This is a genomic window from Cytobacillus pseudoceanisediminis, from assembly GCF_023516215.1.
Taxonomy (GTDB): Bacteria; Bacillota; Bacilli; order Bacillales; family Cytobacillaceae; genus Cytobacillus; species Cytobacillus pseudoceanisediminis.
This window is the reverse complement of the sequence record NZ_CP097349.1, coordinates 187,256-201,745: the sequence shown is the minus strand read 5'-3', so window position 1 is coordinate 201,745 and position 14,490 is coordinate 187,256. Positions and strand designations below refer to the sequence as shown.

Genomic DNA, 14,490 nt, shown 5'->3' with positions numbered 1-14,490 from the left:
CACTGATTCTCTTGCTGAAAGAAAAGCGGAACGCCTTGTCTGCCCACACACCTCAAGGAGGCAGGCGATGGACCTGGACAGTAAAAAAGGTAATTCTTTCAGTTAAATAAATATATAGATAGCCCTTTCATTCGTCAGAAGTCTGACATCTATATTTTACATAATAAACAGGTAAAAAGACAAGAAAAAGCTGCCTATTTTTCATGGCAGCTTTATGACATTTATATTTACTTAGTTAATTAATGGTTTAAGCACGGGGATGATATTGGCTGTACACATCTTTAAGGCGAGTTTTGGTTACATGCGTATAAATTTGCGTGGTGGAAATATCGGCATGTCCAAGCATTTCCTGGACTGCCCGCAAATCCGCACCATTTTCAAGCAGATGAGTAGCAAATGAATGCCTCAGCGTATGCGGAGTAAGTTCCTTCTCGATCCCTGCCTCCTGAGCCAGCCGCTTCAATATTTTCCAAAATCCCTGTCTTGAAAGACGTTTGCCGTGATGATTTAAAAATAACGCTTCATCTTTATGCTTTTTTGGAGCAAACTTTCCTCTTCCTTCATTTAAATATTTTTCCAGCGCTTCTGAGGCTGTTTTGCCAATAGGCACAATCCGCTCCTTGTTTCCTTTGCCTATACATCTTACAAAGCCCATCGTTAAATGGACATCACCTATGTTCAGGCCAATCAGCTCACTTACGCGAATGCCTGTAGCATATAAAAGTTCAAGCATGGCTTTATCGCGCAAACCAAAGTGATCCTTTATCTCTGGAAAATCCAATAAAGTTTCCACTTCCTGCATATTTAATACTTTTGGAAGCGAACGTTCCATTTGCGGTGTTTCTATATGGACCGAAGGGTCATGGCCAACTGCTTTTTCGCGGAGCAGAAATTGGTGAAAGGCCCTTATGGAGGCTATATGCCGGGCCAAGGTTTTTGAGGATTTGCCCTGTTTTTTTAAAAAGCCGAGAAATTGGACAATCTGTGTCCGCTGCACACTCTCAAGGCTTGAAATCTTCTCTTCAGACTTGAGATATTTCAGATAACTTTTCAAATCTCTTTCATAAGATACAATTGTATTTTTGGCCAGGCCTTTTTCTACAAGTAAATAATGAATAAAGTCCCTTAACTGATCATCCATATGATTGCATTACTCCCCATTTAAATAGAAAAGAATTAACCGGTCCAGCAAGCTCCTATCTTCATCTGTACCGCTCGCCGACACCTTAACAGCCGCTCCCTGTGGTTCGTCATAGCGGTGATAATCCTGGTATTCTTCGTTTAACCACATAATACCATAATAAAAAAGGATTGTGCATCCAGTAAAAATGACAAACACTTTAATGGTCTGAAAAGCCATACTCAGCCAGGATTTCATTGTTTGGTCCTCCATCACTTTTAATAAGCAAAGATTCAAATGCTTTCTATTATTAAAAGGTATGCCATTTTGGACAAGAATTATACCTGAATCTGCATAATTGGCGTTTCTTCAGGGCACTCTTCCTTTTTGTTTGTTATTGGGGATTTACTTTTATAACCAGGCTCTTATGGATTGTTGTTTTTCTGAAAGAAGCCCGTTGATTTCAGCACGGGGCACTCCAGCTTTCCCGCGGGGAGGAATGAGAGCCTCCTCGGCTTCGCGTCTCTCCCTTCCCTCTCCTCCCGCAGAACATTGAATAAACCTCCTTGAATGAACAACCGCACGAAGGAAATGCGATAGCATTTTCGAGGATCAAGTGCCCACAGCGAAGATCAACTTTGCGGTAAAAAATATTTTTATCCATTCGAAAACAGCAAACTTTGTGAAAATAGATCAAAATAAAAAGCCCATTCTAATGTAAGAATAAGCTTTGTCAATAAATATTAGTTTTCTTCTGTTTCGGTTTCGTTGTCTGTCTGTTTATCCTGGCAGCGGTAGCAGATGCCATGAAACGTAAGGCGGTGATCCTTTATTTTAAAGTTCCAGCGGCGTTCAACCACTTCCTCTACGTCTTCAAGCAAATCTTCCTGAATTTCATCAACAGCTCCGCACTCAATACAGACTAAATGGTGGTGAAAATGGGCTGCCCCTTCCTGACGCAGGTCATAACGGGAAACTCCATCACCAAAGTTAATTTTATCGACAATTTTTAGTTCAGTCAGCAATTCAAGTGTTCTATATACAGTTGCCAAGCCTATCTCAGGCGATTTCTCTTTTACTAGGAGGTAGACATCTTCCGCACTTAAATGATCCTCTTCGTGTTCTAACAGGACGCGAACTGTTGCCTCTCGCTGTGGTGTTAGTTTATAGCTGGATGAATGCAACTGTTTTTTTATTCTTTCAATTCTGCTTTCCATACCGAAAGTCCCTCCCTCGCCACTAACATTCTCATTATAACAGAAATGAGATCACATTCAAAATAAAATAATTATAAATAACAGATAAAAATTACTTTCATATAATAATTATTATAATATGATTCAAAACATATTTAAACCTCTTTATATGTACCCTATCTTCTTTGTTTCTATCCCTTTTCCTGCACAAACAAAAGACAGAGCTGGTAGCTCTGCCATTACATTCATTCATATGTTAGGATTGGATTGAGTTGACAACAGACTTCATTAAGACAGGCGAGATAAACGCCTCCACTCCGGCTGCAGCAATTAGAAACAGAATGGCTACTGCAAAAGCAACCATATACCTTCCAAAAAGAGGCATCATGGGCTGACCGACTTTTTTCATAAATTGTCTTCTTATCATTTTTAAAGAGAAAGAAACAGCCAGTGCTGCAGCGAGAATAAATATAGGTATAATGATCAGATTCTGGGGAAGGACCGATACAAAGGAAAGCAAAAACCCTTCCCATCCCATTTGGTTAACGAGAAAACCAACTGTAAAGCCAACCACCATCCCTTTCATAAATAGAAGAATCAGAATGACAGGCAGTCCAATTATGGAGATTCCCAAAATCCACATCAGTCCTATAAATTTTGTATTATGAAAAAAGCTCTGTTTGAATAATTCATCTGCTGCTGCAACATGTCCATCTGATACCTGGCCAAAAAACTGCGACAGATAATAAAATAAATCTTCCTTTTGTGTAAAGCTTAAGCTATTCACAACGATAGCCCCAAAAATGACACCCATCAGGAATAATACAACAACAAATAAATAGATTGAGGAATGTTCGCGAAAGTGGGCTGCTGCAGCGTTCTGGTACATTTTTTCTTCATTGCTCTTCCTCCTAAAACAAAACAGATTGGATATTAAATTCTATGCCTGTCCCAGATTTGTATGACAAAGAATTGGTTACTCCCCAATGGAAAAAAAGTCTTGAATACTTCAGTTATTTCCGCTATAATTTTCAAAATTATTTAAATTGTCATAGAGGGGAATGAGAAAATGGATTCGATTTTAAATGAGTTTCCAGAGAGGATTGAAACCGAAAGGCTATATATGAGACCTGCCTTGCCCGGAGATGGGAAAACAGTGCATGAAGCTATATTAGTTTCAGCTGCTGAGCTAAGAAAATGGCTTCCTTTTGCACAGAATGAACAATCAGTGGAAGAAACTGAAGCTGGCATCCGCAAATCTTATGCCAAGTTTATCCTTAGGGAAGATTTCCGTATCCATATTTATAGGAAAGAAGACGATGTCTTTATTGGCTCCACTGGCCTGCATCGTATTGATTGGGATGTCCGCAAATTCGAAATAGGTTATTGGGGAGATTCGAGGTTTCAGAAAAAAGGATATATTACTGAAGCTGCCGAAGGTTTGACGAAATTTGCCTTTGAGCATTTTCAAGCGAACAGAGTGGAAATTAGATGTGATCCGAAAAACATAAACAGCCGAAGGATTCCCGAAAGGCTGGGATACACGCTTGAAGGGGTACTAATCAATGACAGTCTGAGCGCAGATGGAAAAGAGCTTAGGGATACATGCATTTATGCTAAAGTATCTAAAAAACATAGAGCCTGATGGGCTCTATGTTTTTTAGATATCCATAATTTTGCCGTACTTGCCCCCGCCCCCTGCCTTGAGGTTTAATGTTCCTCCTCGGGCTTTCTCAATAAGCCTGGCTGTTTTCTCAGGGATTACTTTGCTTATTTCTGATAAAGGAACATCGTGAAGAATGGCCATTTCAGTGCCGAAATGATTCAGCAGCTTCTCCAGCATTTTCGGGCCTAACCCTGGAATGAACTCAAGCGGCACTTGATGAATATAGGGAGGCCGTTCAACGAGCAATTCTCCAGATGATTTTAGTTCAGAGATCCGGTCAGCCACGCCTTTGATAAATTTGTGGTTACCGCAATTTCTGCATATGCCCTTTGCTCCATCAAATGGGGCAAAACATTCAGAGCAAACAGTCTGATGGTATTTTCCAAGCAGCGGATCGAGCCCGAAATTGGCTTTCACCTTGCATTTTTCTTTTTCAGCCAAAGCCTTTTTCAGGCCAGCAAATGTTGGTGACTCCATTTCAAGGATTTGATATTCTCTTGCAATTTTTTTTAGTGAATGGGCATCTGAGTTGGTTAAAAAGGTATATCTGTGTAGTTCAGCTATTTGATCAGCCATCATAGTATCTGCACTGAGCCCCAGCTCTATTGCATCAATTAAGCCAGGATCAAACACTTCTGACAGCGACCGCTCCACCCCTTTCCCGAATAAACTTTTAAATGGGGTAAAAACATGGGCAGGTATAAAAAGCCCATCCAGTTCCTTCACTTTTTTCTGAAGAATTCTGCCTGAGGCATAAATTCTCTGTGAGCTTAATGTTATATTCTTTAAATGTCCCGATAGCCAGGCTGAGAAAACCTTCATAGCTGAAAGGGTCGGAAAGAAGCAAAGAACATGAATGGGGCCTTTACAGAATTCATCATATATTTCAAGCTCTGAGCCAGGTATAATCGTTAAATCTCCATACTGAAGTCCCCCGTCGCTATGTTCAGTTACCAGTCCTTTTTGAGCCAAATCCTCGATTTCAAGAATGACTTCAGGAGAATGACAATCAATAATGCCGATGATATCAAGCCCTTTTTCATTTCGGGCATGCCTGATGATATTTGTGAAGGTTAAGGATTTAGCGCCTGTTATTTTAACCGGCTTTCCCGTAAACGTACGTCCAATATGGATATGGAGATCAGTAAAAAAGCGCTTCATGCTATTTTTTCTGCGCCTCTTGCAGCTGCAGATATTGGATAGCATAAGCGGTTTTCGCATCATAAATCCTTTGCTGCTTCAGCAGGGAAATTGCTTCATCAAGCGTTACTTCCATAAGATTCACAAATTCATCCTCATCAGGCGAAGCGGCATTTTCTTTTTTCATAAGACCCTTTGCTATATATAAATGTACCAGCTCATCGGCAAATCCAGGAGAAGTGTAGAATGAGATCAGCCATTCCATTTCCGTGCAGCCGTACCCCGTTTCTTCTTCAAGTTCCCTTTCTGCACAAACTCTGGGCTCTTCTCCTGCTTCTAGCTTTCCGGCAGGGATTTCAGCAATAATCTTATCCAGCGCTTTTCTATATTGTTCGACCATCACTATTTTATTATCTTCTGTTACAGCCAATACAGCTACTGCCCCGGGATGTTTGATAATTTCCCGCTTCGATGTTTTGCCATTCGGCAATTCAACATCTTCCACCTGCAGACTAATGACTTTACCAGTGAAGATTTTTTCCGTATTAATCGTTCTTTCTTCTAGGCGGCTCATTGTTTTTAAGTCACTCCTGTTCTATTCCGATAATGATTGCTCATACATTTTATCATACTTGATGAGGGGGAGTATGGCATGAAGGTGTATGTCCACAAAAGGGGAATTATTCTGACCGGAAAAGCCTGGGAAGTCCGTGAGAAATTAAAACAATACAGCAGGCAGTACGTTCTTGTAAAAGACTGGGTTGAATCTCAGAACAATATAAAATGATAAGCCTCTAAATTTGAGTATGCCTCATTTGTTTATGTACAATTATAGAAAACACTCAAATGAGGTGGGTACTTGAAAAAGAGAAGACTTGGAAACTCAGACTTGTACGTAAGCGAGCTTGGGCTGGGCTGCATGTCAATTGGCACCAACCCTTCCCAGGCTCAGGAGATTATTGAAGCTGCCCTTGAGGAAGGAATCAATTATTTTGATACAGCTGACTTATATGACTTTGGCGAAAATGAAAAGCTTGTCGGACAATCCTTAAAGAGTGTCCGGGAACAGGTTATCATTGCTACCAAAGCCGGCAACCGCTGGAATAATAATAAAGATGGCTGGAGCTGGGATCCCTCAAAAAGCCACATCAAAGAAGCTGTAAAGGACAGTTTAAAAAGGCTGGGCACAGACTATATTGATTTATATCAGCTTCATGGAGGCACGATTGAAGATCCTATTGATGAAACCATTGAAGCATTTGAGGAACTGAAGGAAGAAGGATACATCCGGCAATATGGCATATCCTCCATCCGTCCAAATGTGATCCGTGAATATGCTTCAAAGTCCTCCATCATTTCGGTCATGATGCAATACAGCATTCTAGATCGGCGACCGGAAGAAGAAGCTTTACCGCTTCTAAATCAAAAAGGCATCAGCGCGGTTACAAGAGGTCCGCTCGCTAAAGGTCTGCTCAGCGACAAAATGCTGGATAAGGCAACGGAGTCAGTTAAAAAGAAAGGCTATTTGGATTACAGCTATGCTGAATTGGAAGAAACGCTTACCAGCATCAGGGAAAAAATTTCGGATGAGCGCTCCATGACTGAGATAGCATTTCAGTATAATCTTGCGGATCCCGCTGTCGCTTCCGTGACGGCAGGTGCCAGCAAGGCAGAGCAAGTTAGAGCAAATGCAAGAGCAATAAGAGCTAATCCCCTGAATAAAGATGAATTGACTATTATTCAATCCATTGCCAAGCTAAACAAATATGAGCAGCATCGATAATAATAGCTTGTAATAATGAGAGTAGAAGGGGCTGATGGAAAGTCAGCCCCTTCTTTTTTGAAAGATAAGAATATGTAATTTCTGAAGTTAGATAACTGTCCAGCTCAGGCACCATCGGCTCTCGGGCCTAAGCTGCTAAGCGTGCGCCTTCCGCTTTTCTTATTATTTGAACTCTTTCCAGTTAAGATCGCTTTCTCCAAGCAGTTCTTCAAAACTTTTATTTTTTTCGCGCAGTCTTCTTTCCTCTCTTTTTTTGCGCTCATCTTCTTCCTTCTGTTTATCTTCGGCAGCTTTTAATTCCTGCTTTTTCCCTTTTAATTGCTCCATTAAGTCCTGGTTTAGCATATCGCCAAGCGTGACTGGCTTATCGTCTTTTTTAGGCTGGGAATGGTGTTTTTTCTTTTTCATATAATCCCCTCATCAACTAATTTTGCCATTTATTATATCATATTTTTCTATTCATGAAGGAACAGGCTGCATGGCTATTACGACAAATACTCCAGGAACTCAATTCTGTTTCCGAATGGATCATCAACAAAGAATCGCTTCCTTCCTTCTATTGGCGGTTCTTCCTTTATAGCTATCTTCTGCTCTTGGAGACTGCTTCTCAAGTCTTCGAGGTTTTCTACAATAAATCCAGGGTGGGCTTTTTTGGCCGGCAGGAAGCCTTCCTGCACCCCGATATGGATTTCCTGATCTCCGCATATAAACCAGCAGCCGCCGCGCTTCTGAAGATTTTCAGGCTTGGGAATTTCCTTCAGTCCAAGCTGCTCACCGTAAAATTTCCTCGCTGCATCCTCGCAGCCTTTTGGAGCTGCCAGCTGGATATGATCGATTCCTTTAAATGAAAAACTCATTTTTTCTCCTCTTTTCTTTCAACCTCTTATTAAGAGGCCTATTTCTATTTCTCATTAGTTGTTTGCACTTTTGAATGCTGCCCGTTGATTTCCGCTGCAGGCACTCAAGCTTTCCCGCGGGGAGGAACGAGAGCCTCCTCCCGCAGGACATTGAGTTATGTGCAAATATAAACACTGAAATTTATTAAAAACAATTCAAAAATAATGAAAAGCACAGCATGCAGCTGTACTTTTCAAAAGAAATTAATAAGCTTCTGTTACAACGTTTTCATCAATTTGCAATTCAGGTTCTGTTGAATTGATTATGTCCTCGATTGTGAAGCCTTTAGCGACTTCAACAAGCTTCAAACCAGAATCAGTGACATCGATGACTGCCCGCTCAGTTATAATGCGGTCAACAACGTTTTTTCCTGTTAAAGGCAGGCTGCATTCTTTAAGGATTTTCGAATCTCCATTTTTATTGGTGTGGTCCATGATGACGATGATTTTATTGGCGCCATGAACCAGATCCATTGCACCGCCCATTCCCTTGATCATTTTCCCGGGAATCATCCAGTTTGCCAGATCCCCTTTTTCAGAAACCTCCATGCCGCCGAGAATGGCAATATTCACATGGCCTCCCCTGATCATCGCAAAAGATTCAGCACTATCAAAATAGGAGGCCCCCGAAATTGCGGTAACTGTTTCTTTTCCTGCATTAATTAAATCCGGATCAACTTCGCTTTCGGCAGGGTATGGTCCAATTCCCAGTAATCCATTTTCAGATTGAAGGACTACTTCTTTATTATCAGAAATATAGTTTGCAACCAATGTCGGCATGCCGATTCCCAAATTAACGTAAAAGCCATTTTCAATTTCTTTCTCAGCACGTCTGGCAATTTTCTCGCGGACTGCTGCTTTATCGTTACTCATGAGTCCCTCTCCTTCCGTCCGTATCTATTTCTTCACAGTCAGTCTTTCAATGCGCTTTTCCTGTTTTCCCTCAATCAGCGACTGGACATAGATGCTCGGCGTATGAATATAGTTCGGATCCAATTCACCAATTTCATAAAGTGTCTCCACTTCTGCAATTGTCACTTTGCCTGCTGCTGCAATCATCGGATTGAAGTTCCGGGCAGTTTTGTGATATACAAGATTGCCCATTTTATCGCCCTTCCATGCTCTTACAAGGCTGAAGTCTGCTTTCAGTGCCTCTTCAAGGAGATATTCCTTGCCGTCAAAAACCTTGGTTTCTTTCCCCTCTGCAATCGGTGTGCCTACTCCTGCCGGCGTATAAAAAGCAGGAATGCCGGCACCGCCTGCACGAATTTTTTCCGCCAGCGTTCCTTGAGGCAGCAGCTCTACTTCAATTTCGCCTGAAAGAACCTGTCTCTCAAACTCTTTGTTTTCGCCGACATAAGAACCGACCATTTTCTTAATCTGTTTATTTTTTAATAGCAGCCCAAGCCCCCAATCATCAACACCGCAGTTATTTGAAATGACAGTAAGGTCCTTGACCCCTTTATCAACTAAAGCAAGAATAAGGTTTTCAGGGATTCCGCACAGACCGAAGCCGCCAACCATAAGGACAGCGCCATCATGAATTTCCTGAACTGCTTCACTGAAGGAAGTACAAATTTTCTTCACTTCAATCACTCCTTTCATTGAAATACTCAATTTTTTTGCTTTTCATTTATTTTCGATATTCCTATGCAAGCTCCACCACCGTGGCTACCCCTGGCCACCGCCGATGCATAGAGTTGCAAGGCCTTTTTTCGCCTGTCTTTTTTGCATCTCATGAATAAGAGTTACAAGAATTCTTGCACCGCTTGCGCCGATTGGATGTCCGAGCGCAATTGCCCCGCCATTTACATTCAGAATCTCCTTGTTAAAACGAAGCTCCCTGTCAACTGCGAGCGACTGGGCTGCAAATGCTTCGTTTGCTTCAATAAGCTCCAATTCATCCATGGAAACAGAAGCCTTTTCAAGAGCTTTTTTACCGCAGCAACAGGGCCAATGCCCATGATGCTTGGATCCACACCTGCACTTGCATTTCCTTTAATCGTTACTAATGGCTTAAGTCCAAGTGCATCTGCTTTCTTTTTGCTCATAACAAGCAATACCGCAGCACCGTCATTAATCCCGGAAGCATTACCGGCTGTTACGCTGCCGTCTTTCTTAAACGCCGGGCGCAGGCCTGCGAGCTTTTCAGCATTCGTCCCTTTTTTGGATACTCGTCTGTATTAAAAACAATCGGATCCCCTTTTCGCTGAGGAATTTCCACAGGAACGATTTCATCATTGAATTTTCCTTCTTCAATTGCCTTTGCCGCCTTTTCCTGGCTGGCTGCTGCGAATTCGTCCTGTTCTTCCCGGCTCAGCTCGTATTTAGAGCAGAGATTCTCAGCAGTAACTCCCATATGGTAATCATTAAATGCACACCAGAGCCCGTCTGATATCATCGAATCTATAAGCTTTTGATCTCCCATTTTAAAGCCATTTCTTGCATTTTTCAGTATGTAAGGAGCCTGACTCATATTCTCCATGCCGCCAGCAATCACCGCTTCTGCATCACCGGCTAAAATGGCCTGTGCAGCTAAATGAACTGCTTTCAGCCCGGAACCGCAGACCTTATTAATCGTCATCGCGGAAACGCTTTCAGGAAGGCCCGCTTTAAGAGCTGCCTGCCTTGCCGGATTCTGTCCCAGACCTGCCTGCAGGACATTCCCCAGGATTACTTCATCTATCTGATCCGGGGTTACACCTGCTTTTTCAAGTGCGCCTTTTATCGCAATCGCCCCAAGCTCTGGTGCTGATACGTCTTTAAGGCTTCCATTAAAACTGCCGATTGCTGTCCGGACAGCGCTGACTATTACGACTTCTGTTTGTGCCATCTCTCTCATCCTTTCAAAACATCTCTCTGCTTGTATTCGTGCCAAGATCTCAAAATTCCTTTTATTTTGTCAAAATTTTTATTATTCTTGCAATCAAAAATGCTTTCCTACTACAATAAATTCAAGGGATTTAACATTTTTAAGAAAACGCTTACCAGGCACAATCTAAAATATGTAACGGGAGAGGAAAACATGACGCTTGCAATTCCAAATAAAGTAACCATCATTGAAGTGGGCCCTCGGGATGGACTGCAAAATGAAAAGTCCTTTGTACCCACCGAAGTCAAGAAAGACTTTATTAGAAGTTTAAAAAATGCAGGATTAACAGAATTGGAGCTTACTTCATTTGTGTCTCCTAAGTGGGTTCCGCAGATGGGGGATGCAGCTGAAATTACGGCAGATTGCCTTGATGCAAATACAAGGGATATCGTGCTGGCCCCAAACCGCAAGGGCATTGAAAGGGTATATATGACTGAATGCCGGGCCGTTGCCGTTTTCGTCGGTGTAAGCAATACATTTAATAAGAAAAATATTAATAAATCCACTCAGGAAAGCATGGATGAACTAAAGCCGATTATCGGAGAACTGAAGGAGAAAGGTTACTTTGTCCGCGCCTGCATCTCTACGGCATTTCATTGTCCGTATGAAGGAGCAATCGACCCTGAAGATACAGTTGGGCTATGCCGTCAATTTGTTGACGCAGGGGCTGATGAATTAAGCGTGGCAGATACAATCGGGATGGCTGCTCCCCATGAATCGCACGGGCTTTTTTCCCGTTTAAAAGAAGAGTTTCCAACTACCCTGCTGACTGCACATTTCCATGACACAAGAAAAATGGCCCTCACTAATATTTTTGCAGCCTTACAGGCAGGTGTCGACCGCTTTGATACTTCCGCCGGAGGACTTGGCGGATGCCCATTTGCCCCGGGCGCTGCAGGCAATGCGGCAACTGAAGATGTTGTGTATATGCTAGAGCGTATGGGAATTGAAACCAATGTTAATCTTAATCAATTACTTGAAGCGGTAAAAATTGTTCAGCCTCATCTTTCCAGGCCGATTGAAAGCACCTATTTCAGGCTGAACGCTCAAACTGTTCAATAGCAGCTTCTTAAGATGAATAATACGCCCTTTCTTATAGCATCTTATTAGATGAAAGCAACTGCTAAAGCAGCTGACGAACTCAAATCAGCTGAAGCCTATTAGAAGGGGGATTATCCGATGAGCCAAAAACGCGATAAAGGATATAGCCAGAAGGGAAAGCCGAATTCCGATACAGTAAACCAGACGATTGCTGCCGAGGATTTAGAAAAGGCAATTCATCCAACTAAAAGACAAAACGCAAAGCAATAAGCCGCCGAAAAGCGGCTTTTTTCATGCCGAGATTCCTTCTGAAATTTCTGCATGTCCCGGCTCACATCTCTGTTTTAATTTTATCCGGAATGGTAAAATAAAGAAAAAAGATGGAGGGATGGGTTTGAGAAGGTTTTTACGTTATTTATTTTCCATCGTACTCTTTCTTTCATCACTCGGCGTCTATTTTACCAATAGGCTTATGTTTATGAGAAAGAAGGAAGATGACTTTATTTTAGAAAGGGAGAAGGAGTCCGGCAGACTTGATCTTATCAAGTATGAAAGCCTGCCAAAAAGAGAAGTGCTTATTCCCTCCCCATTTGGCTATAACTTAAAAGCTGTGGCTGTCGAACCGCATAAAAATAGTCGCTATATTGTTATTTCCCACGGGGTTACGGAAAATAAAATGAACTCGATTAAATATATGAACCTTTTTTGGACCGGGGATTTAATGCGGTTATCTATGATCATCGCCGCCACGGAGAATCCGGAGGAAGAACGACAAGTTACGGACATTATGAAAAGTTTGATTTAAAAGCAATTATTGATTGGCTTAAAGCGGAAAAAGGGCCAACTATTCAGATTGGCATTCATGGCGAAAGCATGGGAGCTGCTACAATGATCCTCTATGCGGGAATGCTCGAAGACGGTGCCGACTTTTACATCGCCGATTGCCCTTTTTCAGACTTTAAAGAGCAGCTGGCTTACCGTCTGAAAGCAGAAATGAGGCTGTCTCCAAAGCTCTTTTTGCCTGTTGCCGATCTATTTCTGCGGATGCGTGAGAAATACTCCATCGCAGATGTATCGCCTATTTCTGTAATTGAAAATATAAAGAAACCCATCCTGTTCATACACAGTGAAAAAGATGATTTTATTTTGCCGACCATGTCCGAGGCTTTATACGAGAAGAAAAAAGGCCCTAAACAACTTTACCTTGCTGTCAATGGAATCCATGCCCAATCCTTCAATGAAAACAGAGAAGATTATGAAAAAGTCATCGACGAGTTTTTGGATCAGTATGTCAGCAGCAAAGATACTTTATCACAATAGAAACAGCTGGCTTCAATGTGAGCCAGCTGCTTCATATAGGATCCTCTAATTTTTCTTTTTCTTTATGATTTCCTTGCCCTCTGCCGACAGCCCTCTTGCAGTATGAAAATCTCCCATTTTAAAATAATAGCGTTTGTTTTCTTTTTTAATAATAGCCGCTTCTTCAAATTTCTCTTCCTTGCCGGCCACCTCTACTTTTTTTATATCTCCGCTCTGAATCTCGCCAAAAATAATCGGTAATCTGTTTTCTAATTTACCTTCCTTATCGTAATCATAAAAAGTATCTTTATAAACGGTCATATGTTCATTCTCATAATATTCCCAATGGTTATGGCCTTCATTTTTCCAGCCTTTTTTGTCACTGCCCTTCAAATAGGCAGCCGCCATGGCCTCGACCTCGTTTTGTCCATCATTCTGCTGCGTTAAATACAGCAGTATGACTCCATCTTTTACTTTTTCTTTATGTAAGACTTCTTTTACGTTGAATGGAATTCCATCATCAATCGCCTGGCCCATTGTTGCTGTACTGCACCCTGACAGCATCAGGAAAGCTGCCGCCAGCAAAAATAACTTCTGCTTCATTCGAATCTCCCCCATCAGCACTCTCTCTTCACCAATAATGACAAAACATCTTTGTTATTGTTATTCTATTTAGCCTGTAACCTTTTACTAATATATTAAAACCTTATTTTCCAGAATTTTGGAAGGGTATTTTTACCTATGTAACCTATTAAAAAAGACCGCCTTCCCTCAGCGGCCGCCTGCTACATCATTATTTTGTTTTATCAATAAAGCTCATCCTAGGGTTTAAATACTGATTTGGGCTTTTTAACTGAAAGCAATTTGCTTTCACTGAAAAGTCTATTGTTAAATCGTCATCCAAAAATACTTCCTTTGATTTTTCCGCATATATGCTGCCAGCGTTCGTTTTAATTTCCCTGTCATCTTCATCCAGGTCATTAACAAGCCAGAGAGCCGTTACCCCGCTTACTACACAGCCGCAGCCATCTATATCATACTTTAGTTTTATGAATCCATCTTTGCCGGCAATCCGTTCGGACAATTTTTCAGCCGCCAATTCAGTTAATGCAATTTCCATGTTTAAAACTACCTCCCCTTTGCATATGCTGTATTTTAACACAGATAGGAATAACATGCTTCTGAAAGAGACAGTTGCTTATTCAGCCACCAAAATGTGAAAGGATGATTGGATATGTCAAAGGCGCAGATTAAAGTAATGGATAATGGATCGCTGCGTGTAACAGGTGATGTAGAGTTAATTGATATGGATGGCAATAAATTTGAAACAAAACAAACCTTCTCCCTTTGCCGCTGCGGGAGGTCCCAAAAAATCCCATTTTGTGACGGCACTCATAAAGGAACTTTCCAATCCTGTGTCCGTGCGGAGAAAGCTCTCGACGACAAGCAATAAGGGTGGAAAACGGGGACAGTCATC

Annotated in this window: 18 protein-coding genes and 2 pseudogenes; 7 read left to right on the top strand and 13 right to left on the bottom strand. The window is 41.7% G+C overall.

Annotated elements, in window-relative coordinates; all coding sequences use genetic code 11:
* Positions 1–247: 247 nt before the first annotated feature.
* The 4 genes from xerD to spoIIM all read right to left on the bottom strand — a co-directional run bounded on the left by xerD (position 248) and on the right by spoIIM (position 3,205).
* A complete protein-coding gene (gene xerD / locus M5V91_RS01120) occupies positions 248–1,141 on the bottom strand; it encodes a site-specific tyrosine recombinase XerD (protein ID WP_009332830.1) in 894 nt (297 codons plus the stop codon).
* 9 nt (positions 1,142–1,150) lie between these two features.
* Entirely contained in the window at positions 1,151–1,378 is a 228-nt protein-coding gene (locus tag M5V91_RS01115; protein WP_009332831.1) for a YqzK family protein, read from the bottom strand.
* Positions 1,379–1,863: 485 nt separating this feature from the next.
* Positions 1,864–2,337 (bottom strand): ferric iron uptake transcriptional regulator, encoded by a 474-nt coding sequence (gene fur / locus M5V91_RS01110; RefSeq protein ID WP_009332832.1) that lies wholly within the window; start codon positions 2,335–2,337, stop codon positions 1,864–1,866.
* A gap of 235 nt (positions 2,338–2,572) precedes the next feature.
* The gene (spoIIM, locus tag M5V91_RS01105) at positions 2,573–3,205 is read right to left on the bottom strand and encodes a stage II sporulation protein M (RefSeq protein ID WP_284521664.1); all 633 of its coding nucleotides are present in this window, start codon (positions 3,203–3,205) and stop codon (positions 2,573–2,575) included.
* A 180-nt stretch (positions 3,206–3,385) separates the two neighbouring features.
* Between spoIIM and M5V91_RS01100 the strand changes: the two genes are divergently transcribed.
* Positions 3,386–3,961 carry a GNAT family N-acetyltransferase gene (locus M5V91_RS01100; RefSeq protein ID WP_009332834.1) on the top strand — a complete coding sequence of 192 codons (576 nt, stop codon included), beginning with the start codon at positions 3,386–3,388 and terminating at the stop codon, positions 3,959–3,961.
* A gap of 15 nt (positions 3,962–3,976) precedes the next feature.
* Here the strand turns inward: M5V91_RS01100 and M5V91_RS01095 are convergent, their stop codons facing one another.
* On the bottom strand, positions 3,977–5,143 hold the full coding sequence (locus M5V91_RS01095; protein WP_009332835.1) for an endonuclease Q family protein: 1,167 nt from the start codon (positions 5,141–5,143) through the stop codon (positions 3,977–3,979).
* 1 nt (position 5,144) lies between these two features.
* Positions 5,145–5,696, bottom strand: coding sequence for an NUDIX hydrolase (locus tag M5V91_RS01090; protein ID WP_009332836.1), 552 nt, complete (start codon positions 5,694–5,696; stop codon positions 5,145–5,147).
* Between the two features lie 78 nt (positions 5,697–5,774).
* Between M5V91_RS01090 and mciZ the strand changes: the two genes are divergently transcribed.
* Positions 5,775–5,909, top strand: coding sequence for a Z-ring formation inhibitor MciZ (mciZ, locus tag M5V91_RS01085; protein ID WP_019380336.1), 135 nt, complete (start codon positions 5,775–5,777; stop codon positions 5,907–5,909).
* Between the two features lie 72 nt (positions 5,910–5,981).
* Positions 5,982–6,905, top strand: coding sequence for an aldo/keto reductase (locus M5V91_RS01080; protein WP_251175095.1), 924 nt, complete (start codon positions 5,982–5,984; stop codon positions 6,903–6,905).
* A 162-nt stretch (positions 6,906–7,067) separates the two neighbouring features.
* Here M5V91_RS01080 and M5V91_RS01075 read toward each other — a convergent pair whose 3' ends face one another.
* From M5V91_RS01075 to M5V91_RS01055, 5 genes and pseudogenes are all read right to left on the bottom strand, one after another.
* The gene (locus tag M5V91_RS01075) at positions 7,068–7,313 is read right to left on the bottom strand and encodes a YqkE family protein (RefSeq protein ID WP_009332838.1); all 246 of its coding nucleotides are present in this window, start codon (positions 7,311–7,313) and stop codon (positions 7,068–7,070) included.
* 77 nt (positions 7,314–7,390) lie between these two features.
* Positions 7,391–7,762 (bottom strand): VOC family protein, encoded by a 372-nt coding sequence (locus tag M5V91_RS01070; RefSeq protein WP_009332839.1) that lies wholly within the window; start codon positions 7,760–7,762, stop codon positions 7,391–7,393.
* Positions 7,763–8,005: 243 nt separating this feature from the next.
* Entirely contained in the window at positions 8,006–8,674 is a 669-nt protein-coding gene (locus tag M5V91_RS01065) for a CoA transferase subunit B (RefSeq protein ID WP_009332840.1), read from the bottom strand.
* A 24-nt stretch (positions 8,675–8,698) separates the two neighbouring features.
* Entirely contained in the window at positions 8,699–9,388 is a 690-nt protein-coding gene (locus tag M5V91_RS01060; protein WP_019380334.1) for a CoA transferase subunit A, read from the bottom strand.
* Positions 9,389–9,449: 61 nt separating this feature from the next.
* Positions 9,450–10,634: pseudogene (locus tag M5V91_RS01055) on the bottom strand (acetyl-CoA C-acetyltransferase).
* 192 nt (positions 10,635–10,826) lie between these two features.
* On the opposite strand from M5V91_RS01055, the gene M5V91_RS01050 reads away from it, so the two are divergent.
* From M5V91_RS01050 to M5V91_RS01040, 3 genes and pseudogenes are all read left to right on the top strand, one after another.
* The gene (locus tag M5V91_RS01050; RefSeq protein ID WP_009332843.1) at positions 10,827–11,735 is read left to right on the top strand and encodes a hydroxymethylglutaryl-CoA lyase; all 909 of its coding nucleotides are present in this window, start codon (positions 10,827–10,829) and stop codon (positions 11,733–11,735) included.
* A 117-nt stretch (positions 11,736–11,852) separates the two neighbouring features.
* Positions 11,853–11,984, top strand: a complete 132-nt coding sequence (locus M5V91_RS01045) for a hypothetical protein (RefSeq protein ID WP_019380331.1) — start codon at positions 11,853–11,855, stop codon at positions 11,982–11,984.
* Positions 11,985–12,108: 124 nt separating this feature from the next.
* Positions 12,109–13,034 (top strand): annotated as a pseudogene (locus M5V91_RS01040) (alpha/beta hydrolase).
* Positions 13,035–13,079: 45 nt separating this feature from the next.
* Here M5V91_RS01040 and M5V91_RS01035 read toward each other — a convergent pair.
* Both M5V91_RS01035 and M5V91_RS01030 read right to left on the bottom strand, forming a co-directional pair.
* Positions 13,080–13,616: a hypothetical protein gene (locus M5V91_RS01035; RefSeq protein WP_009332845.1), complete on the bottom strand. Its 537-nt coding sequence runs from the start codon at positions 13,614–13,616 to the stop codon at positions 13,080–13,082.
* Between the two features lie 190 nt (positions 13,617–13,806).
* Positions 13,807–14,133, bottom strand: a complete 327-nt coding sequence (locus tag M5V91_RS01030) for an iron-sulfur cluster biosynthesis family protein (protein WP_009332846.1) — start codon at positions 14,131–14,133, stop codon at positions 13,807–13,809.
* Between the two features lie 114 nt (positions 14,134–14,247).
* Here M5V91_RS01030 and M5V91_RS01025 point away from each other — a divergent pair, with 114 nt between their 5' ends.
* Positions 14,248–14,466 (top strand): CDGSH iron-sulfur domain-containing protein, encoded by a 219-nt coding sequence (locus M5V91_RS01025; protein ID WP_009332847.1) that lies wholly within the window; start codon positions 14,248–14,250, stop codon positions 14,464–14,466.
* Positions 14,467–14,490: the final 24 nt, after the last annotated feature.